Source organism: Actinosynnema pretiosum (assembly GCF_002354875.1).
GTDB classification, from domain to species: domain Bacteria; phylum Actinomycetota; class Actinomycetes; order Mycobacteriales; family Pseudonocardiaceae; genus Actinosynnema; species Actinosynnema auranticum.
On the sequence record NZ_CP023445.1, the window covers coordinates 7,161,568 to 7,180,815 of the forward strand.

The 19,248-nt window shown below is 75.4% G+C and carries 12 protein-coding genes and 1 pseudogene; 6 read left to right on the plus strand and 7 right to left on the minus strand.

Annotated features, from left to right (window positions below):
- Positions 1-65: 65 nt before the first annotated feature.
- Positions 66-1,931, minus strand: a complete 1,866-nt coding sequence (locus CNX65_RS30630; RefSeq protein ID WP_232520078.1) for an FAD/NAD(P)-binding protein — start codon at positions 1,929-1,931, stop codon at positions 66-68.
- 637 nt (positions 1,932-2,568) lie between these two features.
- Here CNX65_RS30630 and CNX65_RS30635 point away from each other — a divergent pair.
- The 4 genes from CNX65_RS30635 to CNX65_RS30650 all read left to right on the plus strand — a co-directional run bounded on the left by CNX65_RS30635 (position 2,569) and on the right by CNX65_RS30650 (position 8,124).
- Positions 2,569-4,653: a putative bifunctional diguanylate cyclase/phosphodiesterase gene (locus CNX65_RS30635; protein ID WP_096496842.1), complete on the plus strand. Its 2,085-nt coding sequence runs from the start codon at positions 2,569-2,571 to the stop codon at positions 4,651-4,653.
- A 119-nt stretch (positions 4,654-4,772) separates the two neighbouring features.
- Positions 4,773-5,624 (plus strand): S1C family serine protease, encoded by an 852-nt coding sequence (locus tag CNX65_RS30640; protein WP_096496843.1) that lies wholly within the window; start codon positions 4,773-4,775, stop codon positions 5,622-5,624.
- Between the two features lie 152 nt (positions 5,625-5,776).
- Positions 5,777-7,366, plus strand: coding sequence for an acyl-CoA dehydrogenase family protein (locus CNX65_RS30645; protein ID WP_096496844.1), 1,590 nt, complete (start codon positions 5,777-5,779; stop codon positions 7,364-7,366).
- Positions 7,363-8,124 (plus strand): crotonase/enoyl-CoA hydratase family protein, encoded by a 762-nt coding sequence (locus tag CNX65_RS30650; RefSeq protein ID WP_096496845.1) that lies wholly within the window; start codon positions 7,363-7,365, stop codon positions 8,122-8,124. The genes CNX65_RS30645 and CNX65_RS30650 overlap by 4 nt, the downstream gene beginning before the upstream one ends.
- A 56-nt stretch (positions 8,125-8,180) precedes the next feature.
- Here CNX65_RS30650 and CNX65_RS30655 read toward each other — a convergent pair whose 3' ends face one another.
- From CNX65_RS30655 to CNX65_RS30665, 3 genes are read right to left on the minus strand one after another with little or no spacing between them, the layout of a single operon-like run.
- Positions 8,181-9,332 carry an acyl-CoA dehydrogenase family protein gene (locus tag CNX65_RS30655; protein ID WP_096496846.1) on the minus strand — a complete coding sequence of 384 codons (1,152 nt, stop codon included), beginning with the start codon at positions 9,330-9,332 and terminating at the stop codon, positions 8,181-8,183.
- Positions 9,333-9,337: 5 nt separating this feature from the next.
- Positions 9,338-11,269: an acetyl/propionyl/methylcrotonyl-CoA carboxylase subunit alpha gene (locus CNX65_RS30660; protein WP_177154445.1), complete on the minus strand. Its 1,932-nt coding sequence runs from the start codon at positions 11,267-11,269 to the stop codon at positions 9,338-9,340.
- A complete protein-coding gene (locus CNX65_RS30665) occupies positions 11,269-12,870 on the minus strand; it encodes a carboxyl transferase domain-containing protein (RefSeq protein ID WP_096496848.1) in 1,602 nt (533 codons plus the stop codon). Before CNX65_RS30665 ends, CNX65_RS30660 begins: the two co-directional genes overlap by 1 nt.
- 354 nt (positions 12,871-13,224) lie before the next feature.
- Here CNX65_RS30665 and CNX65_RS30670 point away from each other — a divergent pair, with 354 nt between their 5' ends.
- Both CNX65_RS30670 and CNX65_RS30675 read left to right on the plus strand, forming a co-directional pair.
- Entirely contained in the window at positions 13,225-13,818 is a 594-nt protein-coding gene (locus tag CNX65_RS30670) for an SACE_7040 family transcriptional regulator (RefSeq protein ID WP_096496849.1), read from the plus strand.
- 447 nt (positions 13,819-14,265) lie between these two features.
- Positions 14,266-16,455, plus strand: coding sequence for a phospholipase A2 (locus CNX65_RS30675; protein ID WP_096496850.1), 2,190 nt, complete (start codon positions 14,266-14,268; stop codon positions 16,453-16,455).
- A gap of 15 nt (positions 16,456-16,470) precedes the next feature.
- Here the strand turns inward: CNX65_RS30675 and CNX65_RS38420 are convergent.
- From CNX65_RS38420 to CNX65_RS30690, 3 genes and pseudogenes are all read right to left on the minus strand, one after another.
- A pseudogene (locus tag CNX65_RS38420) lies at positions 16,471-17,700 on the minus strand (acyltransferase family protein); the annotation flags it as partial.
- Between the two features lie 137 nt (positions 17,701-17,837).
- A complete protein-coding gene (locus tag CNX65_RS30685; RefSeq protein ID WP_096496851.1) occupies positions 17,838-18,542 on the minus strand; it encodes an alpha/beta hydrolase in 705 nt (234 codons plus the stop codon).
- 52 nt (positions 18,543-18,594) lie between these two features.
- A complete protein-coding gene (locus CNX65_RS30690) occupies positions 18,595-19,242 on the minus strand; it encodes a response regulator (protein ID WP_096498087.1) in 648 nt (215 codons plus the stop codon).
- Positions 19,243-19,248 lie beyond the last annotated feature (6 nt).

Genomic DNA, 19,248 nt, shown 5'->3' on the forward strand with positions numbered 1-19,248 from the left:
GGGACGCGGGTGAGTGTGCTGCGGGCTCGCTGCGCTCGCCCCGCAGCCCGCGAGTGCGATGTGGATCAGTGGGGCGTCACCGGTTCCGAGGCCAGGGTTTTGAGGATGGAGCGGGCTACCGCGTCGTTCTGGCGGAATCCCGGTGCGTTCGTTTTTGGTCTGGCGAATGCGGCGTGGGCCTTGTTGTTCGTGTAGGGGCCTACCGCGAAGCGGCGGGGGTGGGGGGTGCCGTTCCGGTCCAGCAGGGCGCTGTCGGTGGGGTCGACGCGGACCAGGCCTGCCACGTCCAGGACCTCCCCTGCTTCCACCAGGGTGCGCAGCAGGGGACTGCGGGTTCTGGGGAGGGTGTGATCGGGCAGGCGGGCCTCGATCAGGGTTGTGGCTCGGGTTTCGGTTCCTGGCGTGTTCGGGGAGCGGGCGACGAACTCGTTGTCCTCCACCGCCACCTCCAGGTCGCCGCCCAGGAAGCGGACCACCCCGGCCTCGGAGAGGGCCAGGAGTTCCTCCAGGCGGTCGGGGGGTGGGCCGCTGGCCAGGAAGCTGAAGAAGCCGTGCCACCAGCCGTCCTCGTTGACCAGGCGGCCGGAGGCGAGCAGTGGGGGGAGGGCGCCGTACACGCCCAGCAGGGCCAGGAAGGCGCCCAGGTCGGCGCTGTGGGTTGGGTTGCCGCGGCGGGCCACGTCGGATTCGATGTGGGCACGCAGGTGGGCTTGCAGTTCGTCGGGGCCGTCGAGCACCGCGCCCCGCAGCGGGCGGTCGAGGGTTTCGAAGTCCAGGCGGTCCTCGGTGGACGGGATCGACTCCGCCTCCAGGGCGCGCATCCGGGGGGAGTACCAGTCCAGGGTGGCGAAGGTCGCCGAGAACTCCGGCCAACCGCGCGTGACGCGGTCGGGGTGGGCGGTGAACAGCTCGCGGTAGAAGCCGAGTGCCACGTCCTTGGCGATCAGGGGCCAGACGTCGCGGCGGAAGTCCACCGGGCCCGGTCGGGTCAGCAGGGCCCGCACGTCCAGGAAGCGGGGCGGTTCGGGGGGAGCGCCTTGGAGGCGGTAGCCGGTCTTCGAGTGGTAGGGGACGCCTCGGCGCGAGCCTGCCAGGAGCCTGGGTTCCCGGCCGCTCGGGTGGTAGCGGAGCACGCCGTCCTCCCGCGCGAAACGGCCGCCCCTGCCTTGCGCGAGCAGGACGGCCAGGTCGATGAACGCCAGGCCCAGGCCGCGGACCAGGACGTCCTCGGCCTCCGGGACGGTGGAGAGGTCGGTGTCGGCGGTGTAGTCCGGGGGGAGGTAGCGGAGGTTCGCCGCTTTGGCCTGCGCCGCTAGTGCGGACTCCTGGGGGGTGGGTTCGGCGTCCAGGTGTCCCAGTGCGAGGACCACCACGTCGGCCACGAGTGGTTCCGCCTCGCCGTCGAGCCAGACGGATTGGGCCTCGTCGCCGGTCAGGCGCACGGCCTCGGCCCGGTGCTCCACCACCCGGCTGCCCTCGGGGAGCGAGGCCTCGGCCAGGCGGTGGAACCAGGTCAGGTAGGCGCTCTGCACCCGCCGGGACGGGAAGGAGGTCGGGCGCATCGCGGACAGCTCGGCGCGGACGGCCTCGTCCAGGGGGACCTCGATCCCGCCGGACAGGACCAGGTCGGCCCACTCCGCCAGGGACGGGCCGGTGCGGATCGGGCCCTCGCAGACGACGCTGTCGTCGGTGAACGCGGTGACGTCCTCGGCCATCGAGTTCATCCGCAGCAGCGGCGACTGCTCGTCCCGCCACACCCGGCCCGCGCCCACCGGGTGCGGGTCGACCAGGTGGACCTCCAGGGGTCTGGCGAGCAGCTCGGGGGCGTTGGCCCCCAGGCGTTCCAGCAGGCCGGACGCGCGGGGGCCGCCGCCGACGACCACGATGGTCGCGCGGTCCGGGATTGGGTCGGGGCGTGGTGCTGGGGTCACGGGGCTCCAATTCGCACGTGGATCCGGGCTGCCTCACGTGCCGCGCCCCCGCACTGCGCAGCAGTGCGGGACCGCTCACCGCTGCACCGCGACCTCGTGCTGCAACACGGCCGGCTCGCTGTCGCGCGGTCAACGCACTGCGGCGAGGATAGGGCCGCGAAACGGTTCGGGGTCAAGGGTTTCCGGCATCTGGACGTTGGGCGCCGGACGTTGACGGGCGAGGGTCGCGCTGCTGCACTGGGCGGAGCCGGCCGTGTCCCCGCAACCGGGCGGCGAACCGCTTTTCCCCGTGACCGCAGCGCTTTTCGCCGGGAACGCCGCCGAGGCCGAACGGTGGGGCTCGGGTGATTTGTGCGGGCGCCGGGAAGAACGGAAAGATCAACAATGCGCGGCGCCGCTCACCCGCGCGCCGAACGCGGTGGGACCGGTGATCACCCGAACCCGGCCCACCCCCGCGACCTGGGTGGACCGGGCCACTTCGCCGGGTCCGGTCCACCCGGCCCGTCCGGTCGCCGAGTTCGTGTTGCGCCTGCGCACCCATCCCCCAGTAAGCTCAATGCCGCATGAACATCGACTTATTCCTCCATTGGAGTGAACGCGATCAGGAATGTGTAACGCGATTGAGCACCGGGGCTGAATGAAGACGGCCGGAGGGGCGGGGGACGCCCCGGAGCCGCGCGCCGACCTCGTGGCGGCCACCGCCCACGAGGGCTTCGCGCAGCGCTGGGCCGAGGCGCTTCCCGCAGCAGCGGCCCACCACGAGGTCCTGGTCCGGCTGACCGGCGTCCTGTCCTCGGTGGACGACCGGGAGCCCGAGGAGGCGGCCCGTCGGGCCGGGCGCTCGCTGGTCGGGCAGGGGCTGTTCCGGGCCGGGGTGCTGGAGGGGACGATCGCGTTCCTGGCCGGGAACCTGCGCCCGCACCTGGTCGCCCTGCACGGGGCGGACCACCCGGCCGCCTCCCGCGTCCCCGCCGTGCTGGGCGCGCTCGCCGCCGGGTTCGCCGAGGCGGCGGCGGAGCGGGCCGTCGACGAGGCGCGCGAGGAGGGCGAGGCGAAGTTCCGGGCCGTGTGGCGCACCTCCGCGCTCGCCATCGCCGAGGTCGCCCCGGACGGGCGCGTGGTCGACCACAACGCGGCGCTGCCCGCGATCCTCGGCTACCCGCCGCACCGCGTCACCGGGCTGAGCGCGCGGGAGGTGGTGCACCCGGACGACCTGCCCGCGCTGCGCAGGCTCGGCGGGCAGCTGCTCGCGGGCGAGCGGGACGGGGTGCAGGTCGAGAAGCGGCTGGTGCGCGCGGACGGCGAGGCCATCCCGGCGCAGCTCGCGATCACGCCGGTGCGCGGGCGCGACGGGGACGTGCGCTGCTACGTGGCGGTGGTCGAGGACCTGGACGAGGTCAGGGCGCTCCAGCTGCAGCTGGTGCGGCAGAGCTTGAGCGACCCGCTGACCGGGTTGGCCAACCGGGCCCAGTTCCTCGGCTGGGTGGAGAGCGAGGAGGGGCCGCAGGGCTCGGGGTCGCTGGTGGTGGCGCTGTTCGACCTGGACGGGCTCCGGGTGGTCAACGGGGCGTTCGGGCACGCGGTCGGCGACCGGGTGCTGCGGGCCGCGGTGTCCGTGCTGGGGACGGTGTTCGGCGCGGGCGCGCGGATCGCGCGGCTGGGCGGCGACGAGTTCGGCGTGCTGGTGACCGGCTCGGACCTGCCGCCGGTGCTGGACCTGGTCGAGCAGGCGCTGCGCGAGCTGGCCGAGCCGGTGTGGTGGGAGGAGCGGGGCATCGGGGTCGCGGCCAGCGTGGGTGTGGTCGCCCGCACCGGGCCCGGCCTGCCGGACGGGGAGCTGCTGCGCCGCGCGGGCGTGGCGCTGGACTGGGCCAAGGACTCCGGCAAGACCGGGTGGTCGCTGTACGACCCGGACCGGGACGCGCGCGAGCGCGACCGGTCGGCGTTGGCCGCGTCGGTGGCGGGCGGGGCCGAGCAGGGCGACTTCCGGGTGGACTACGAGCCGGTGCACGCGCTGGCCGACCGGTCGGTGGTGGCGGTCGAGGCCGTGCTGCGCTGGGACCACGCCGAGCGCGGGCTGGTGGACCTGCGGTGGTTGGGGCCGCTGCTGGAGCGCACCGGCATGGGGCTGCGGCTGGACCGGTGGGCGCTGGAGCGGGCGTGCGCGCAGGCCGGGCGGTGGTACGCGGCGCTGGGCGAGGGGGCTCCGGTGCTGTCGGTGGACCTGAGCGTGCGGCAGTGCCAGGAGCCGGAGCTGGTGGCGTGGGTGCGGCAGGTGCTGCGGGACACCGGGCTGCCGCCGCACAAGCTGCGGTTCGAGCTGCCGGAGCGGTTGCCGTCGGCGCTCAGCGAGGAGCAGGTGGAGGAGCTGAACATCCTGGCCTCGCACGGGGTGCTGCTCGCGCTGGACCAGCTGGGCGGCGGGAACGTCGCGGTGGACCGGATCAGGCAGCTGCCGCTGTCGGCGCTGAAGTTCGGCGGGCCGCCGGTGCGCGGGCTGGCCGAGGGCGCGAACCTGGTGGACCGGGCGGCGGCGGTGGCGCTGCTGTCGTGGAGCCGGAAGCTGGAGCTGGAGCTGCACGCGGTGCACGTGAGCACCTCGGACGAGGCGCGGCGGCTGCGGGAGCTGGGCGTGAGCGCGGGGCAGGGCGTGCTGTTCAACGCCGAACCGCTGACCGGGGAGGACGTGGCCGAGCTGCTGGGGCTGGCCCCGGACGCGTGAGCCGGGCGGGGTGACCCTGGCGCGTCACCGGGCGTGAGGCCCGTCACGGGGCGCGGTTTCTTGGCTTCTCCTGTGCGGGCGCTCAGGGAATTCACAACCTGCGGGCCGACAGTGGTGCCATGACCGAGACACGACAGGACTTCCCCTCCTTGCGGGGGTCGTTGGACGAGCCTGCCGCGCCAGCCGTCGCACCGGGGTTCTGGCGGCGGACCGGCACGGCCGTGACGATGGCGGCCCTGGTGGCCGCGCTGGTCGGCGGGGCGACCGGTGGCGCGGTGGGCGCGCTGAGCGCCCCGGAGGCCGCCACGTCGACCGCGGCGGTGAGCACGCCGGTGGTGTCGACGACGGGCGTGTCGCTGAACGTGTCGGCGATCGCGGAGAAGGTCCTGCCGAGCGTGGTCCAGGTCAACGTGGCGACCTCGCAGTCGCGCGGCGTCGGGTCCGGGGTGGTGCTGTCCTCGGACGGGCGCGTGCTGACCAACAACCACGTGGTGTCGGGCGCGCAGCAGGTCTCGGTCACCCTGGACGACGGGCGCACCGTGCAGGCGAAGGTGCTGGGCGCGGACGCGGACAGCGACCTGGCGGTCCTGCAGGCGGAGGGCGTGTCCGGGCTGACGGCGGCGACGTTCGCGGACTCGGACTCGGTGCGGGTCGGCGACCAGGTCGTGGCGATCGGCTCCCCGGAGGGGCTGCGGGGGACGGTCACGTCGGGCATCGTGAGCGCGCTGGACCGCACCGTGACGGTGCCGGGGACCGGCAGGCGCGCGGTGAGCTACCAGGCGATCCAGACCGACGCGTCGATCAACCCCGGCAACTCGGGCGGGCCGCTGGTGAACGCGGCGGGCGAGGTGGTGGCGATCAACTCGGCGATCTACTCGCCGACGTCGGACGGCGGCGAGGCGGGCAGCGTGGGCATCGGCTTCTCGATCCCGTCGAACCAGGTGCGCTCGCTGATCGGCGACCTGGGCTGAGACGCCGTCCCGGCTCCGGGGTGGTCGGGACGGACGGGGGTCGCGCGGGGGTAGGGCCCGCGCGGCCCCCTCCCTTGTGCGGTGGGGGACCTGGGCCGATCGGTCCGAATGATCGGTTCCCAGAGTTACCCGCCGGTAGTAACGTCGCCGCCATGGCGCACGTCACACACGAGGTGCTCAACCAGGTCCCCCCGCTGACCGGCCACGACGTGGCCGACGACCCGGCCCTGCTGACCGCGCTGCGCCTCGGCGGCGCGGGGTGGGCCGAAGCGGAGCTGCGGGAGCTGGGGGTCCTCGCGGGCAGCGAGCGCGTCCAGGAGCTGGGCAGGCTCGCCAACGAGCACCCGCCCGTCCTGCGCACCCACGACCGGTGGGGGCGCCGGGTCGACGAGGTCGAGTTCCACCCCGCCTGGCACGAGCTGATGACCACCGCCGTCGGGCGCGGGCTGCACGCCGCGCCGTGGCGGGACGGGCGGGCGGGGGCGCACGTGGCGCGGGCCGCCAAGTTCCTCGTCTGGTCGCAGGTCGAGGCCGGGCACGGCTGCCCGGTGTCGATGACCTACGCCGCCGTGCCCGCGCTGCGCCGCTCCCCCGAGCTGGCCGCCCGGTTCGAGCCGCTGCTGGCCTCCCCCGAGTACGACTTCGGCCTGCGCCCGCCGGAGTCCAAGCGCGGGCTGGTCGCGGGCATGTCCATGACCGAGAAGCAGGGCGGCTCCGACGTGCGCGCGAACACCACCCGCGCCGTCCGCTCCGGCGACCACCACGTGCTGACCGGCCACAAGTGGTTCACCTCCGCCCCCATGTCCGACCTGTTCCTCACCCTGGCCCAGGCCGACGAGGGCCTGTCCTGCTTCCTGGTGCCCAGGGTCCTGCCGGACGGCGCGCGCAACGCGATCTCGTTGCAGCGCCTGAAGGACAAGCTCGGGAACCGGTCGAACGCCTCGGCCGAGGTGGAGTACGACGGCGCCGTCGGCTGGCTGGTGGGCGAGCCGGGGCGCGGGGTGCGCACGATCGTCGAGATGGTCAACGCCACCCGCCTGGACTGCGTGCTCGGCACGGCCGCCGGGATGCGCGCGGGCCTGGTCCAGGCCGCGCACCACGCCGCGCACCGCCGGGCGTTCGGGGCCGCGCTGGTGGACCAGCCGGTGATGCGCGCGGTGCTCGCGGACCTCGCGGTGGAGTCCGAGGCGGCGACCGCGGTCGGCCTGTGGCTGGCGGGCTCGCGCAGCCGGTTGGGGCTGGCGGTGACCAAGTACTGGGTGTGCAAGCGCGGTCCGGCGCACGCGGCCGAGGCGCTGGAGTGCCTGGGCGGCAACGGGTACGTGGAGGAGTCGGGGATGCCCCGGATCTTCCGCGAGTCGCCGCTGATGTCGGTGTGGGAGGGCTCGGGCAACGTGGCGGCGCTGGACGTGCTGCGCGTCCTGGCGCGGGAGCCGGACGCGGTCGCGGGGTTCACCGCCGAGCTGGACGCGGCGGCGGGCGCGGACCGCAGGCTGGACGCGGCGGTGCGGGAGCTGAAGGCGGCGCTGACCGGGGCCGACCTGGAGTCCCGCGCGCGGCGGCTGGTGGAGCGGATGGCGCTGGTGCTGCAGGGGGCGCTGCTCGTGCGGCACGGCCACCCGGCGGTGGCGGACGCGTTCTGCGCGTCCCGGCTGGCGGGCGACTGGGGCCTGGCGTTCGGCACCCTGCCCGCCGGGGTCGACCTGGGCGCGATCGTGGCGAGGGCGGTGCCGGGGCGGTGAGCGCGGTGCGGGTGGAGCGCTCGGGTCCGGTGTGGACGGTGCTGCTGAACCGGCCGCGCGTGCGCAACGCGGTCGACGGCCCGACCGCGCACACCCTGGCGGAGGTGTTCCGCGAGTTCGACGCGGACCCGGTCGCGGCGGTGGCGGTGCTGCACGGCGAGGGCGGGGTGTTCTGCGCGGGGGCGGACCTGGGCGCGATCGGCACGGACCTGGGCAACGACCCGCGCAGCACCACCGGCCCGATGGGGCCGACCCGGCTGCGCTTGTCGAAGCCGGTGGTCGCGGCGGTGTCCGGGCACGCGGTGGCGGGCGGGCTGGAGCTGGCGCTGTGGTGCGACTTGCGGGTGGCGGACGAGAGCGCGGTGTTCGGCGTGTTCAGCAGGCGGTGGGGCATCCCGCTGGTGGACGGCGGCACGGTGCGGCTGCCCAGGCTGATCGGCGCGAGCCGGGCGATGGACCTGGTGCTGACCGGGCGCGAGGTGCGCGCGGACGAGGCGCTGGCGATCGGCCTGGCGAACCGGCTGGTCCCCGCGGGGACGGCGCTCCCGGCGGCGCGGGAGCTGGCGGCGCGGCTCGCCGGGTTCCCGCAGACCTGCCTGCGGCACGACCGGTTGTCGCTGCTGGAGCAGGAGGAGCTGGCGGAGGCGGAGGCGCTGGAGAACGAGCTGGCGCACGGCCTGGTGTCGCTCCAGGACGCCGGGCCGGGCCTGCGGCGGTTCGCGGAGGGGTGGGGCAGGCACGGGCGGTTCCCGGAGTAGCGGCGCGCCCGGCCCGCGGCGCCCGGCCCGGAGCGCTCCGGGCCGGGCGCCGCGGGTCACAGCCCCAGCTCCCTGGCGATCAGCATCCGCTGCACCTCGCTGGTGCCCTCGCCGATCTCCAGGATCTTCGCGTCCCGGTAGAACCGCCCCACCGGGTACTCGTTCATGAACCCGTACCCGCCGAACACCTGCGCACCCTCGCGCGCGTTGTCCATCGCCGCCTCGGACGACACGAGCTTCGCGATGGCCGCCTCCCGCTTGAACGGCTCGCCGCGCAGCATCTTCGACGCCGCCTGGTAGTACGCCAGCCGCGCGGTGTGGGCCCGCACCTCCATGTCGGCGATCTTGAACTGGATCGCCTGGTACCGCCCGATCGGCGAGCCGAACGCCTCCCGCTCCTTGGCGTAGCGCACGCACTCGTCCACGCACCCCTGGGCCAGCCCGACGCCGAGCGCGGCGATCGCCACCCGGCCCTCGTCGAGGGTGCGCAGGAACTGGGCGTACCCGCGCCCCCGCTCGCCGAGCAGGTTCTCCTCGGGCACCCGGCAGTCCTGGAACGACAGCTCGTGCGTGTCCGAGGCGTTCCAGCCGACCTTGGAGTACTTGCTGCCCACGGCCAGCCCCGGCGTCCCGGCGGGCACGATGATCGTGGAGATCTCCGGGCGGCCGTCCGGCTTGCGGCCGGTCACGGCGGCGACGGTCACCAGCGAGGTGATCGAGGTGCCCGAGTTGGTGATGAACGCCTTGGTGCCGTTGAGCACCCACTGCCCGTCCTCCAGGCGCGCGGTGGTGCGCAGCGCGCCCGCGTCGGAGCCGCCGCCGGGCTCGGTCAGGCCGAACGCCCCCAGCGCCTCGCCCGCGGCCAGCGCGGGCAGCCAGCGGGCCTTCTGCTCGTCGGTGCCGAACCGCAGCAGCGGCATGACCGCCAGCGACACCCCGGCCTCCAGGGTGATCGCGACGGACGAGTCGACCCGCCCCAGCTCCTCCAGCGCCAGGCACAGCGCGAAGTAATCGCCGCCCATCCCGCCGTGCTCCTCGGGCACGGGCAGCCCGAACAGGCCCATCCGCCCCATCTTCGCGACGAGGTCGTACGGGAACTCCTCCCGCTCGTAGAACCCGCCGATGACGGGCGCCACCTCCTCGCGGGCGAACCGCCGCACGGTGGCGCGCAGCGCCTCGTGCTCCTCGTCGAGCCGGAAGTCCAACAACGCCCTCACTCCTCGGGTGGCAGTACTGCGGCCAACTGCTCGTCCAGCGCGACCTGGTCGCCGGGCCGGACCCGTACCCCGGTGAGCACCCCGTCGACCGGCGCGGCGACGGTGTGCTCCATCTTCATCGCCTCGACCACGAACAGCGCCTGCCCGGCGACGACGCTCTCGCCCTCGGCGGCGCGCACCAGCAGCACCGTCCCCGGCATGGGGCTGGTGACCGGTCCGCCGGACGAGGCCCCGCGCGCGGCGGCCACGTCGGGGGTGGTCTCCACGACCTGCCAGGCCCCGCCGTCGCGGCCGAGCCACAGCGCGTCCCCGTCGCGGGCCACCGCGTACCGGCGCGCGCCGACGACCAGCTCGTCGCCCTCGCGCCGCGCGGTCACCCGCACCGGGTCGGCGTCGCCGACGCGCACCTCCACGTCGGGCGCGACGCCGCGCACCCGCACCTCGGCGCCGTCGAGCACCCACCGCGCCCAGGCGCGCTCGCCGACCCGCCAGCCGGTGAGCCGCTCCCACGGGTCGGCCCCGCCCAGCCCGAGGAACCGGTCGCAGCCCGCCGCGACGAGCACGTCGTCGGGCGTGCCGCCGGGCACCAGCGTGTCGAGCGAGCGCTCCACCAGCCCGGTGTCGAGCCGCCCGGCGCGCACGTCCGGGTGGGCCAGCAGCGCCCGCAGGAACGGCACGTTGGTGGTCACGCCGAGCACGGCGGTCCGGGACAGCGCGGCGTCGAGCCTGCGCAGCGCCTCGGCGCGGGTGGCGCCGTGCGCGATCACCTTGGCCAGCATGGGGTCGTAGTCGCTGCCGACCACCAGGCCCTCGCGCAGCGCCGAGTCCACCCGCACCCCGTCGGGCTCGCGCAGCAGCAGCACCCGCCCGCCGGTGGGCAGGAACCCGCGCGCCGGGTCCTCCGCGTACACCCGCGCCTCCACGGCGTGCCCGCGCAGCTCGACGGAGGTGAACCCGAGCGGTTCCCCGGCGGCCACGCGCAGCTGCTGCTCGACCAGGTCGACGCCGGTGACCAGCTCGGTGACCGGGTGCTCGACCTGGAGCCGGGTGTTCATCTCCAGGAAGAAGTGCTCGCCGGTCGTGCCGTCCACGATGAACTCGACGGTGCCCGCGCCGACGTAGCCGACCGACTCGGCGGCCAGCACGGCCGAGCGCCCCATGGCCTCGCGCGCGTCCGCGCCGAGCAGCGGCGAGGGCGCCTCCTCGATCACCTTCTGGTGCCTGCGCTGGAGGCTGCACTCGCGCTCGCCCAGGTGCACGGTCGTGCCGTGCGCGTCGGCGAGGACCTGGATCTCGATGTGCCGGGGGTCGGACACGTACCGCTCCACGAGCAGCGCGTCGTCCCCGAAGGACGCGCGCGCCTCCCGCCGGGCGGACTCGACGGCCTCGCGCAGCCCGGTGGCCTCGCGCACCAGCCGCATCCCCTTGCCGCCGCCGCCTGCCGACGGCTTGACCAGCACCGGGAACCCGATCTCGGTGGCGGCGGCGATCAGCTCGTCGTCGCCCATGCCGGGTTCGGCGCGCCCCGGCACCACCGGCACCCCGGCGGCTGCGGCGGTGAGCTTGGCCTGGATCTTGTCGCCCATGACCTCGATGGCCCGCACGGGCGGCCCGATGAACACCAGGCCCGCCTCGGCGCAGGCGCGGGCGAACCCGGCGTTCTCGGCGAGGAACCCGTAGCCGGGGTGGACGGCCCGCGCGCCGGTCTCCAGCGCGGCGGCGACGATCCGGCCCGCGTCGAGGTAGCTGTCGCGGGCGGCGGCGGGCCCGATGCGCACGGCGGTGTCGGCCAGCCGCACGTGGAGGGCGTCCGCGTCGGCGTCGCTGAACACCGCGACGGACCGGACGCCCGCGCGGCGCAGCGCCGTGACGACCCGGACGGCGATCTCGCCTCGGTTGGCGACCAGGACGGTGTCGAACACGCGCATCACATCCGGAAGACGCCGTAGCCGACGGGGTCGAGCGGGGCGTTCGCCGCCGCGGACAGCGCCAGGCCGAGCACGGCGCGGGTGTCCAGCGGGTCGATCACGCCGTCGTCCCACAGCCGGGCGGTCGAGTAGTAGGGGTTGCCCTGGTCCTCGTACTGGGCGCGGATGGGGGCCTTGAAGGCCTCCTCGTCCTCGGCGGACCAGTCGGGCCGCTGGTCGCGCCGGACGGTGGCCAGGACGGACGCGGCCTGCTCGCCGCCCATGACGGAGATGCGGGCGTTGGGCCACATCCACAGGAAGCGGGGCGAGTAGGCCCGCCCGCACATCGAGTAGTTGCCCGCGCCGAACGAGCCGCCGATGACGACGGTGAACTTGGGGACGCGGGCGCAGGCGACGGCGGTGACCATCTTCGCGCCGTGCTTGGCGATGCCGCCCGCCTCGTACTCGCGGCCGACCATGAACCCGCTGATGTTCTGCAGGAACACCAGCGGCACGCCGCGCTGGTCGCAGAGCTGGATGAAGTGCGCGCCCTTGAGCGCGGACTCGCCGAACAGCACGCCGTTGTTGGCCACGATCCCGACCGGGTGGCCGTGGATCCGGGCGAACCCGGTGACGAGGGTCTGCCCGTACTCGCGCTTGAACTCCTGGAACCGGCTGCCGTCGACCACCCTGGCGATGACCTCGCGCACGTCGTACGGGGTGCGGCTGTCGACCGGGACGACCCCGTAGAGGTCGGCCGGGTCGTGCGCGGGCTCCTCGGTCGGCGCGACCTCCCACGGGCGGGGCGCGCGGGGGCCGAGCGTGCCGACGATGGAGCGGACGATGGCGAGGGCGTGCGCGTCGTCCTCGGCGAGGTGGTCGGTGACGCCGGAGACCCGCGAGTGCAGCTCGCCGCCGCCGAGCTCCTCGGCGGTGACGACCTCGCCGGTGGCGGCCTTCACCAGCGGCGGGCCGCCCAGGAAGATCGTGCCCTGGCCCCGGACGATCACGGCCTCGTCGCTCATGGCGGGCACGTACGCGCCGCCCGCCGTGCAGGAGCCGAGGACGGCGGCGATCTGCGGGATGCCGCGCGCGGACATGGTGGCCTGGTTGAAGAAGATCCGGCCGAAGTGCTCGCGGTCGGGGAACACCTCGTCCTGGCGGGGCAGGAACGCGCCGCCGGAGTCGACCAGGTAGGCGCACGGCAGGTGGTTGTGCAGCGCCACCTCCTGGGCGCGCAGGTGCTTCTTGACCGTCATCGGGTAGTAGGTGCCGCCCTTGACGGTGGCGTCGTTGGCGACCACCACGCACTCGCGGCCCTCGACGCGGCCGACGCCGGTGATGACGCCCGCGCCGGGGGCCTCGTCGCCGTACAGGCCGTTCGCGGCGAGCGGGGACAGCTCCAGGAACGGGGAGCCGGGGTCGAGCAGGGCGTCGACCCGGTCGCGGGGCAGCAGCTTGCCGCGCTCGACGTGCCGGGCGCGGGCCCTCTCGGGGCCGCCGGTCGCGGCGGCGGCGAGCCGGGCGCGCAGGTCGGCGGTCAGCGCGGTGTGCGCCTCGACGCCGCGCCGGAACGCGTCGGACGCCCGGTCGGCGGTGCTGCGCAGGACGGGGGCTGCCATGGACTCCCCTCGCGGTTAGCGGTCGTTAACCTCGCCTGATGTTAGCGACGGTTAACGCCAACCGTCCACCATCCCGGCGATTCCGGCAATGCCACGTCGGGGGCATCGGGCGGGACCGGAGTCGCGTCGGGACGTCGGACGCGCGGCTGACCTGGTCCGGGGCCGCGCACGCCGGGCCACCGGCCACGATCGCCCGCGGTTCGGGGGTCCGGGGTCGCCCATCGGTGTTACCCGCGGGTAATGCGAGATCTGATCGCTTTCCGGCGCGGATGTCGGCCTTTCCGGTTCCCAGGTGGCGGGCAACTCTGTTAACGATCGTTTACTCACGTCCGCGCGCTCGATTAGGATGGGCCCGTGACCCCGACCGCGAAGCAGACCCGGCGCGAGCAGATCCTCTCGGCGGCGGCCGAGCTGTTCGCCCGCCACGGTTTCCACGGCGTGGGGATCGACGACATCGGCGCCGCGGTCGGCATCTCCGGGCCCGCCCTCTACCGGCACTTCCGCAGCAAGGACGCGATGCTCGGCGAGATGCTGACCGCCATCAGCGAGCGCCTGCTCGACGGCGGCCGGGCCAGGGTCGACGCCGCCGCCGACCCGGAGGCCGCGCTGCGCGCGCTGGTCGGCTGGCACGTGGACTTCGCGCTGGACGACCCGGCGCTGATCACCGTGCAGATGCGCAACCTGGCCAACCTGACCGACCCGGACCGCAGGCGGGTCCGGGCGCTCCAGCGCGGCTACGTCGAGGTGTGGGTGCGGGTCGTCCAGGACGGCGTGCGCGGGGTGGACGAGCCGACCGCGCGGGCCGCCGCGCACGCGGTCTTCGGGCTGATCAACTCCACCCCGCACAGCGCGCACCTGGACCGCGAGCAGATGGCCGCCCTGCTGACCAGGATGGCGCTGGCGTCGATCACCTCGTCCGGCGCGCCGCGGACCGGCCAGCCCGCCTGAACCGCCTCCCCGCACCCGCCGGACCGACCCGCCGGACCGATCCCGCCGCGCATTCACCGGAACGCGCGCCGTTGACCCGGACAATGCTCTTCACCCTCGCCTGATCAATGCGCACTCTCCGCAGTGAGGACTGGTCGACGGGGTGCAGCAGGGGTCGAATTCACCGCAGGCACCCGATGTGCCAATGTTCTCAAGTTCCCGGCCGCGCCTGCCGTTCCACCCGGTGACCAAATAGTTCACCCAGGGTGTTCACGCCCCTCGCGGACCGGGCCCCGCGCAGGTCAGCACGCGCCCGAGCCCGTTTCGGACGCGTTTTGCGCACGGCAGCCGAGGAGGTCCGCGCACCGTGGTGATCCCGTTCCGATCCTTCGCGCGCACAACGAATCCGGGGTTCACCCGAAGTGACCCCTTGGCCTCGCCGTTTTCGTTCCGTAATCTCTCCGCCCAATGAGCGCAGCCGAACGCACCGCGCGGGGCTGGCCGGGGCTCGACCTCCTCGCCCGGCTGCCCGCCTGGTCCCGCTTCGTCCTGGTCACCCTGGCGGTCCTCGTCTGCGGTGTGGTCGCCTCGCGCCCGGCCACCGCCGCCAAGGACGAGCCGCTGACCGGGGACGCCGCGACCGCGGCGGCGGCCGTGGACGCGCTGCGCCACCCGAGCGCCGCCGACCCGCTGGCCGCGTTCCCCGCCGACTTCGACGCGGTCATGGGCCGCAGCCCGAGCGCGGTCCCCGCCGGGGACGGCACGCTGCGCGCGGCCGACCCGTCCGGCGACTGCTCCGGTCCGGCGGGCGCCACGAGCTGGGACTTCGACCTGGCCTGCAAGTCCCACGACCTCGGCTACGACCTGCTGCGCTACGCCGAGATCAAGGGCCAGCCGCTCCCGCAGTCCGCGCGCCGCGAGCTGGACACCCGGCTGGAGCTGGACATGCACGACCGCTGCCGGGCCAACCCGCGCGGCTCGGAGTCGCAGTGCCACGCGGTGGCCTCGGTGTACGCGGCGGGCCTGGAGTTCAACTCCTGGCGGCAGCGCTGGAGCGCGCCCGGCCACGAGCCGGTGCTGGCCTGGGGCTTCGGCAGCGCCGTGGTCGTGCTCCTGCTGCTGGCGCGCGTCCCCGGCGCCCGCGCCCGCCGCGGGGGCGGGCCCGGCGAGGGCGACGGGGGCCCCGAGGCCGCCCGCCCCGCGCCGCTCCCGGCCAGCCCCGACCGGTACGCCACCTTCCTGCGCCTGGCCAGCCTCGGCCTGGTCGTCGCGGGCCAGTCGCTGCTCACCCTCTCCCGCTGGTCCGGCTTCGGCGCCCCGTGGCTGTGGGTGGCCGCCTGGGTGCTCCAGGCGGTCCCGGTGTTCTTCTTCGCGGGCGGCCACGCCAACCTGCTCGCCTGGCAGGCCGTGCGCGCCGACCACGGCGGCTACGGCCGCTACCTGACCGGCAGGCTGACCTGGCTGCTGCGCCCGGTGCTGGCGTTCGTGCTGGCCTGGCTGGTCCTGCCGCTGCCGCTGCAGCTGCTGGACGTGCCCGAGGACGGCGTCGAGCTGTTCGGCAGGCTGATCGCCCAGCCGCTGTGGTTCGTCGGCGTCTACCTGGTCGCGGTCGCCGCCACCCCGCTCATGGCCGCGCTGCACCGCAGGGCCCGCCTGCTCACCCCGTTCGCGCTGGTCGCGCTGATGGCGGTGGTGGACGCGGTCCGGGTCGCCCACGAGTGGCGCACCGGCGGCTACGCCACCCTGGTGCTGGGCGCGCTGCTGCTCCAGCAGCTGGGCTTCTGCTACGCGGACGGCTCGCTGGCCAGGGTCCGCCGGTCCGCGTACGCGGGCCTGGCGCTGGTGTCCGCGCCCGCGCTGGCCGCGCTGCTGGCGCTGGGCGGCCACCCCGGCGCGGCGGTCGCGCTGCCGGGCGACGACGTCGAGGGCGCCGGGTCGCCCACGGTGCTCCTGCTGGTGCTGGCCCTGGGCCAGCTGTGCCTGGTGATGCTGCTGCGCGAGCGGGCGACCGCGTGGCTGGCGGGCGGCACGCCGTGGCGGGTGGTGCACTACGCGCGCACCGCCCCCATGACCCTGTACCTGGGTTACCTGACCGCGCTGGCCGCCGTCGTCGGCTCACTGGGCCTGCTGGACTCCCCGAGCACCGCGGTGACCTGGCTGCTCACCTCCGGCGTCCCCCGCTGGCCCGCGCTGCTCGTGCTGCTCCTGCTGCCGCTGCTGCGGGCGTTCCACCGCTTCGAGCGGCACCAGGCGCTCCCGCTGTGCCGGACCAGGGAGACGCACCGCACCAGGCTCGCGGTCACCCTCGGCGTCGGCTACGGCGCGCTGGGCGTGGTCGGGTTCGTGGTGACCGGGTTCGCGGGCCAGGCGGGCAGCCTCGGCGGGCTCCAGGTCGACGCGCTGCAGAACCTCATCCACCTGCTCCTGGGCTGGTACCTGGTGCACGTGGCCCGCTCCGGGGCCTGCCACGACCGGGGGCCGTGGCTGCTGACCGCGCTGGCCTGCGTCCCGCCGATGCTGGTGCTGGAGCCGACCAGTTCGGTGCTGGCGCTGCACGGGGCGACGATCGCGGTGGCGCTGCTGGCCTGCGCCGCGAAGCAGGACCAGCAGCGCGCACCAGAGCACTGGCAGCCACGCGAGGCGCTGCACCACCCATGAGGGCGAGCCGGGCTCGGTCAGCAGACCGGGCACGGCCCCGAGCACGGCGCCGACCAGGGCGACGGCGAGCAGCGCGCTCTGGTGGGCGAGGTAGATCGGCAGCGCCCGGTCGTTGACCCACCGGGCGGGGAACCTCGGGCGGACCAGCAGCACGAGGCCGATCTGGGCGAGGGCCAGCGCCAGCGCGGCCGGTGAGGGCGGGAACAGGTTGGACGACTGGCCGCCGGGGACGCCGACCGCGCTGGCCGGGTAGCCCGCGAACCGGACCAGCAGGGCGAACGCGGTCGCGCCGCCGACCAGCAGCGCCGCGCCCCGCGAGCGCCAGGCCCGCTCGTCGGCGCCGCCCGGTCCACCGCGCAGCAGCAGCCCGAGCTGCCACGGCGCGCTCCACACCAGCAGCACGTTGATCCACCCGAGGTCGAGCGCGGCCAGCAGGACGACGCCGAGGAGCCCCGGCCAGCCGAGGCGGCGCAGCACCGGCGTGCAGGCCAGCAGCACCAGGTGCACGCCGAGGAACCACAGCGGCCCCACCACCAGCCACCCGACGACCAGCACGGTCTCCTGCGGCAGCCCGCGCAGCGACAGCCCCAGCAGGACCAGCGCCCACACCCCGAGCAGCACCCCGACCGACGGCAGCACCCGGCGCGCCCGGACCCACCACGGCACGCGCGAGCGCGCGGCGGCGAACCCGCCTGCGAAGAAGAACAGCCCCAGGGTCTGGAGCACCCAGGTCACCGGGGCGAGCTCGGGCATCCAGCGCAGCGGACTGTCCAGCACCACGCCGTGCTCGGTGAGCACCAGCGCGGTCACCAGCCAGTGGCCGAGCACCACGCCGGTGATCGCGAGGGCGCGGACGGCGTCGACGAACGGGTCGCGGGTCACGGGGGCGCCTGCCTCGTCGGGGGTGGTGGGGGTTGGGGCGGTGGGGCGCGGGCTGGTGGGGCACGGGCTGGTGGGGCGCCGGTCGGCGGGACTCGCGCAAGCGGGGCGCGGACGGGCGGGTGGGGCCGCGCCGGGACGCGGAGGCGCGCCGGAAGGCGGGGCCGCGCCGGAGCCTGCGGACATGTCGGGGGCGGCAGGCGCGCCGGGGGCGGCAGGCGCGCCGGACCCTGCGGGCGTGCAGCGGTCGGCGGGCATGTCGGAGCCTGCGGGCATGTCGGGCGCGGCGGGCGCGCCGGGGTCGACAGGCGCGCCGGAGCCTGCGGGCGTGCAGCGGTCGGCGGGCATGTCGGAGCCTGCGGGCATGTCGGGCGCGGCGGGCGCGCCGGGGTCGACAGGCGCGCCGGAGCCGGCAGATGTGCCGGAACCTGCGGGCGTGCAGCGGTCGGCCAGCGCCCCCGGACCGGCCAGCGCCCCCGGACCGGCCGGTTCGCGCGGCGCGCTCACGGCCGCTCCCCCACCGCGACGCGGGCCAGCGCGCGCAGGGACTCGGTGCCCGGCGCGTAGTACCCGTCGTGCGCGGTGACGCCGCCGGTCGGCAGGGCGCGCGCGCCGAACTCCGGGTCGGCGGGGTCGGGGCCGTGGCCGAGGTCGAGCAGCCGGGTGTTCGGCACCCGGCCGATCCAGTCCGCGTCCGCCCGCCCCGCCCAGACCCGCGTGCCCGCGCCCAGCTCCGCCGCCGAGCCCGCCCGCACGCCGGGGCTGCCGGTGAGCGCGACGTCCGCGACCGGGACGCCCCGCCCGGCCAGCTCCCGCGCGGCGAGGCCGCACACGACGGTGCCGTAGCTGTGGCACAGCAGGTGCACCCTGCCGGGCAGGGTCGCGACGTGGTCGGCGAGCGCGCGGGCCCCGGTGCGGGCCAGGCGGCCCGAGGCCGCGTCCACGCCCACCCCGGACGGGGTCTCGTAGCCGAGCCAGGCCACCACCGCCAGGTCCGGCCGGTCGGCCTCGGACCGCACGGCGCGGGCCATCGCGCCCACCGTGCGGTCGAAGTCGGCCTCGGCCACGTCCGAGCCGGGCACCACCACCGCCACGTGCGCGGCGGACGCCAGGTCCCCGAGCACCTCCACCCGGCGCACCTCGCGCCCACCGCCACCCGGCGCGACCAGCACCAGCAACGCGGCCAGCGCCGCGATCGACTTCCCCATGGCGGCGAAGCTAGGGAGGTGACGGGCGGCGGGTCGTCACCCCGGGGTCGGGCTACCCCGGTACCACGAGCCCGGACTCGTAGGCGGCGATCACCGCCTGGGCGCGGTCGCGCAGCCCCAGCTTCATCAGCACCCGGCTCACGTGCGTCTTGACGGTCTGCTCGGCCACGTTCAGCCCGCGCGCGACCTCGGCGTTGGACAGGCCGCGCGCGACCATCAGCAGCACCTCGGTCTCCCGGTCGGTGAGCGCGGTCAGCGCCGGTGGCCGCACCGCCCGCGCGGGCCTGGCCCGGACGAAGTCCTCGATGAGCCGCTTGGTGATGGACGGCGCGAGCAGCGCGTCGCCGCGCGCGACGACCCGCACCGCGTCCAGCAGCTCGCGGGCGGGCGCGTGCTTGAGCAGGAACCCGCTGGCCCCGGCGCGCAGCGCCTCGTACACGTAGTCGTCCAGGTCGAAGGTGGTGAGCACGAGCACCCGCGCCGGGTCGTCGGCGAGCATCCCGGTGGCCTCGATGCCGTCGACGCCGGGCATCCGCACGTCCATCAGCACCACGTCCGGCCGCAGCGCGCGCACCTTGGCGACCCCCTCCGCGCCGTCGCCCGCCGCGCCGACCACGGTGATGTCGGGCTGGGCGTCGAGCAGCGCCGAGAACCCCTCCCGCACCATCTCCTGGTCGTCGACCACCAGCACCCGGATCACCGCCGC

Excerpts from the sequence above, each read along its gene's own strand:
- CNX65_RS30635 (WP_096496842.1), top strand. The coding sequence starts at position 2,569 with ATGAAGACGGCCGGAGGGGCGGGGGACGCCCCGGAGCCGCGCGCCGAC.
- CNX65_RS30640 (WP_096496843.1), top strand. The coding sequence starts at position 4,773 with ATGACCGAGACACGACAGGACTTCCCCTCCTTGCGGGGGTCGTTGGAC.
- CNX65_RS30645 (WP_096496844.1), top strand. The coding sequence starts at position 5,777 with ATGGCGCACGTCACACACGAGGTGCTCAACCAGGTCCCCCCGCTGACC.
- CNX65_RS30660 (WP_177154445.1), bottom strand. The coding sequence starts at position 11,269 with ATGCGCGTGTTCGACACCGTCCTGGTCGCCAACCGAGGCGAGATCGCC.
- CNX65_RS30665 (WP_096496848.1), bottom strand. The coding sequence starts at position 12,870 with ATGGCAGCCCCCGTCCTGCGCAGCACCGCCGACCGGGCGTCCGACGCG.
- CNX65_RS30675 (WP_096496850.1), top strand. The coding sequence starts at position 14,266 with ATGAGCGCAGCCGAACGCACCGCGCGGGGCTGGCCGGGGCTCGACCTC.
- CNX65_RS30685 (WP_096496851.1), bottom strand. The coding sequence starts at position 18,542 with ATGGGGAAGTCGATCGCGGCGCTGGCCGCGTTGCTGGTGCTGGTCGCG.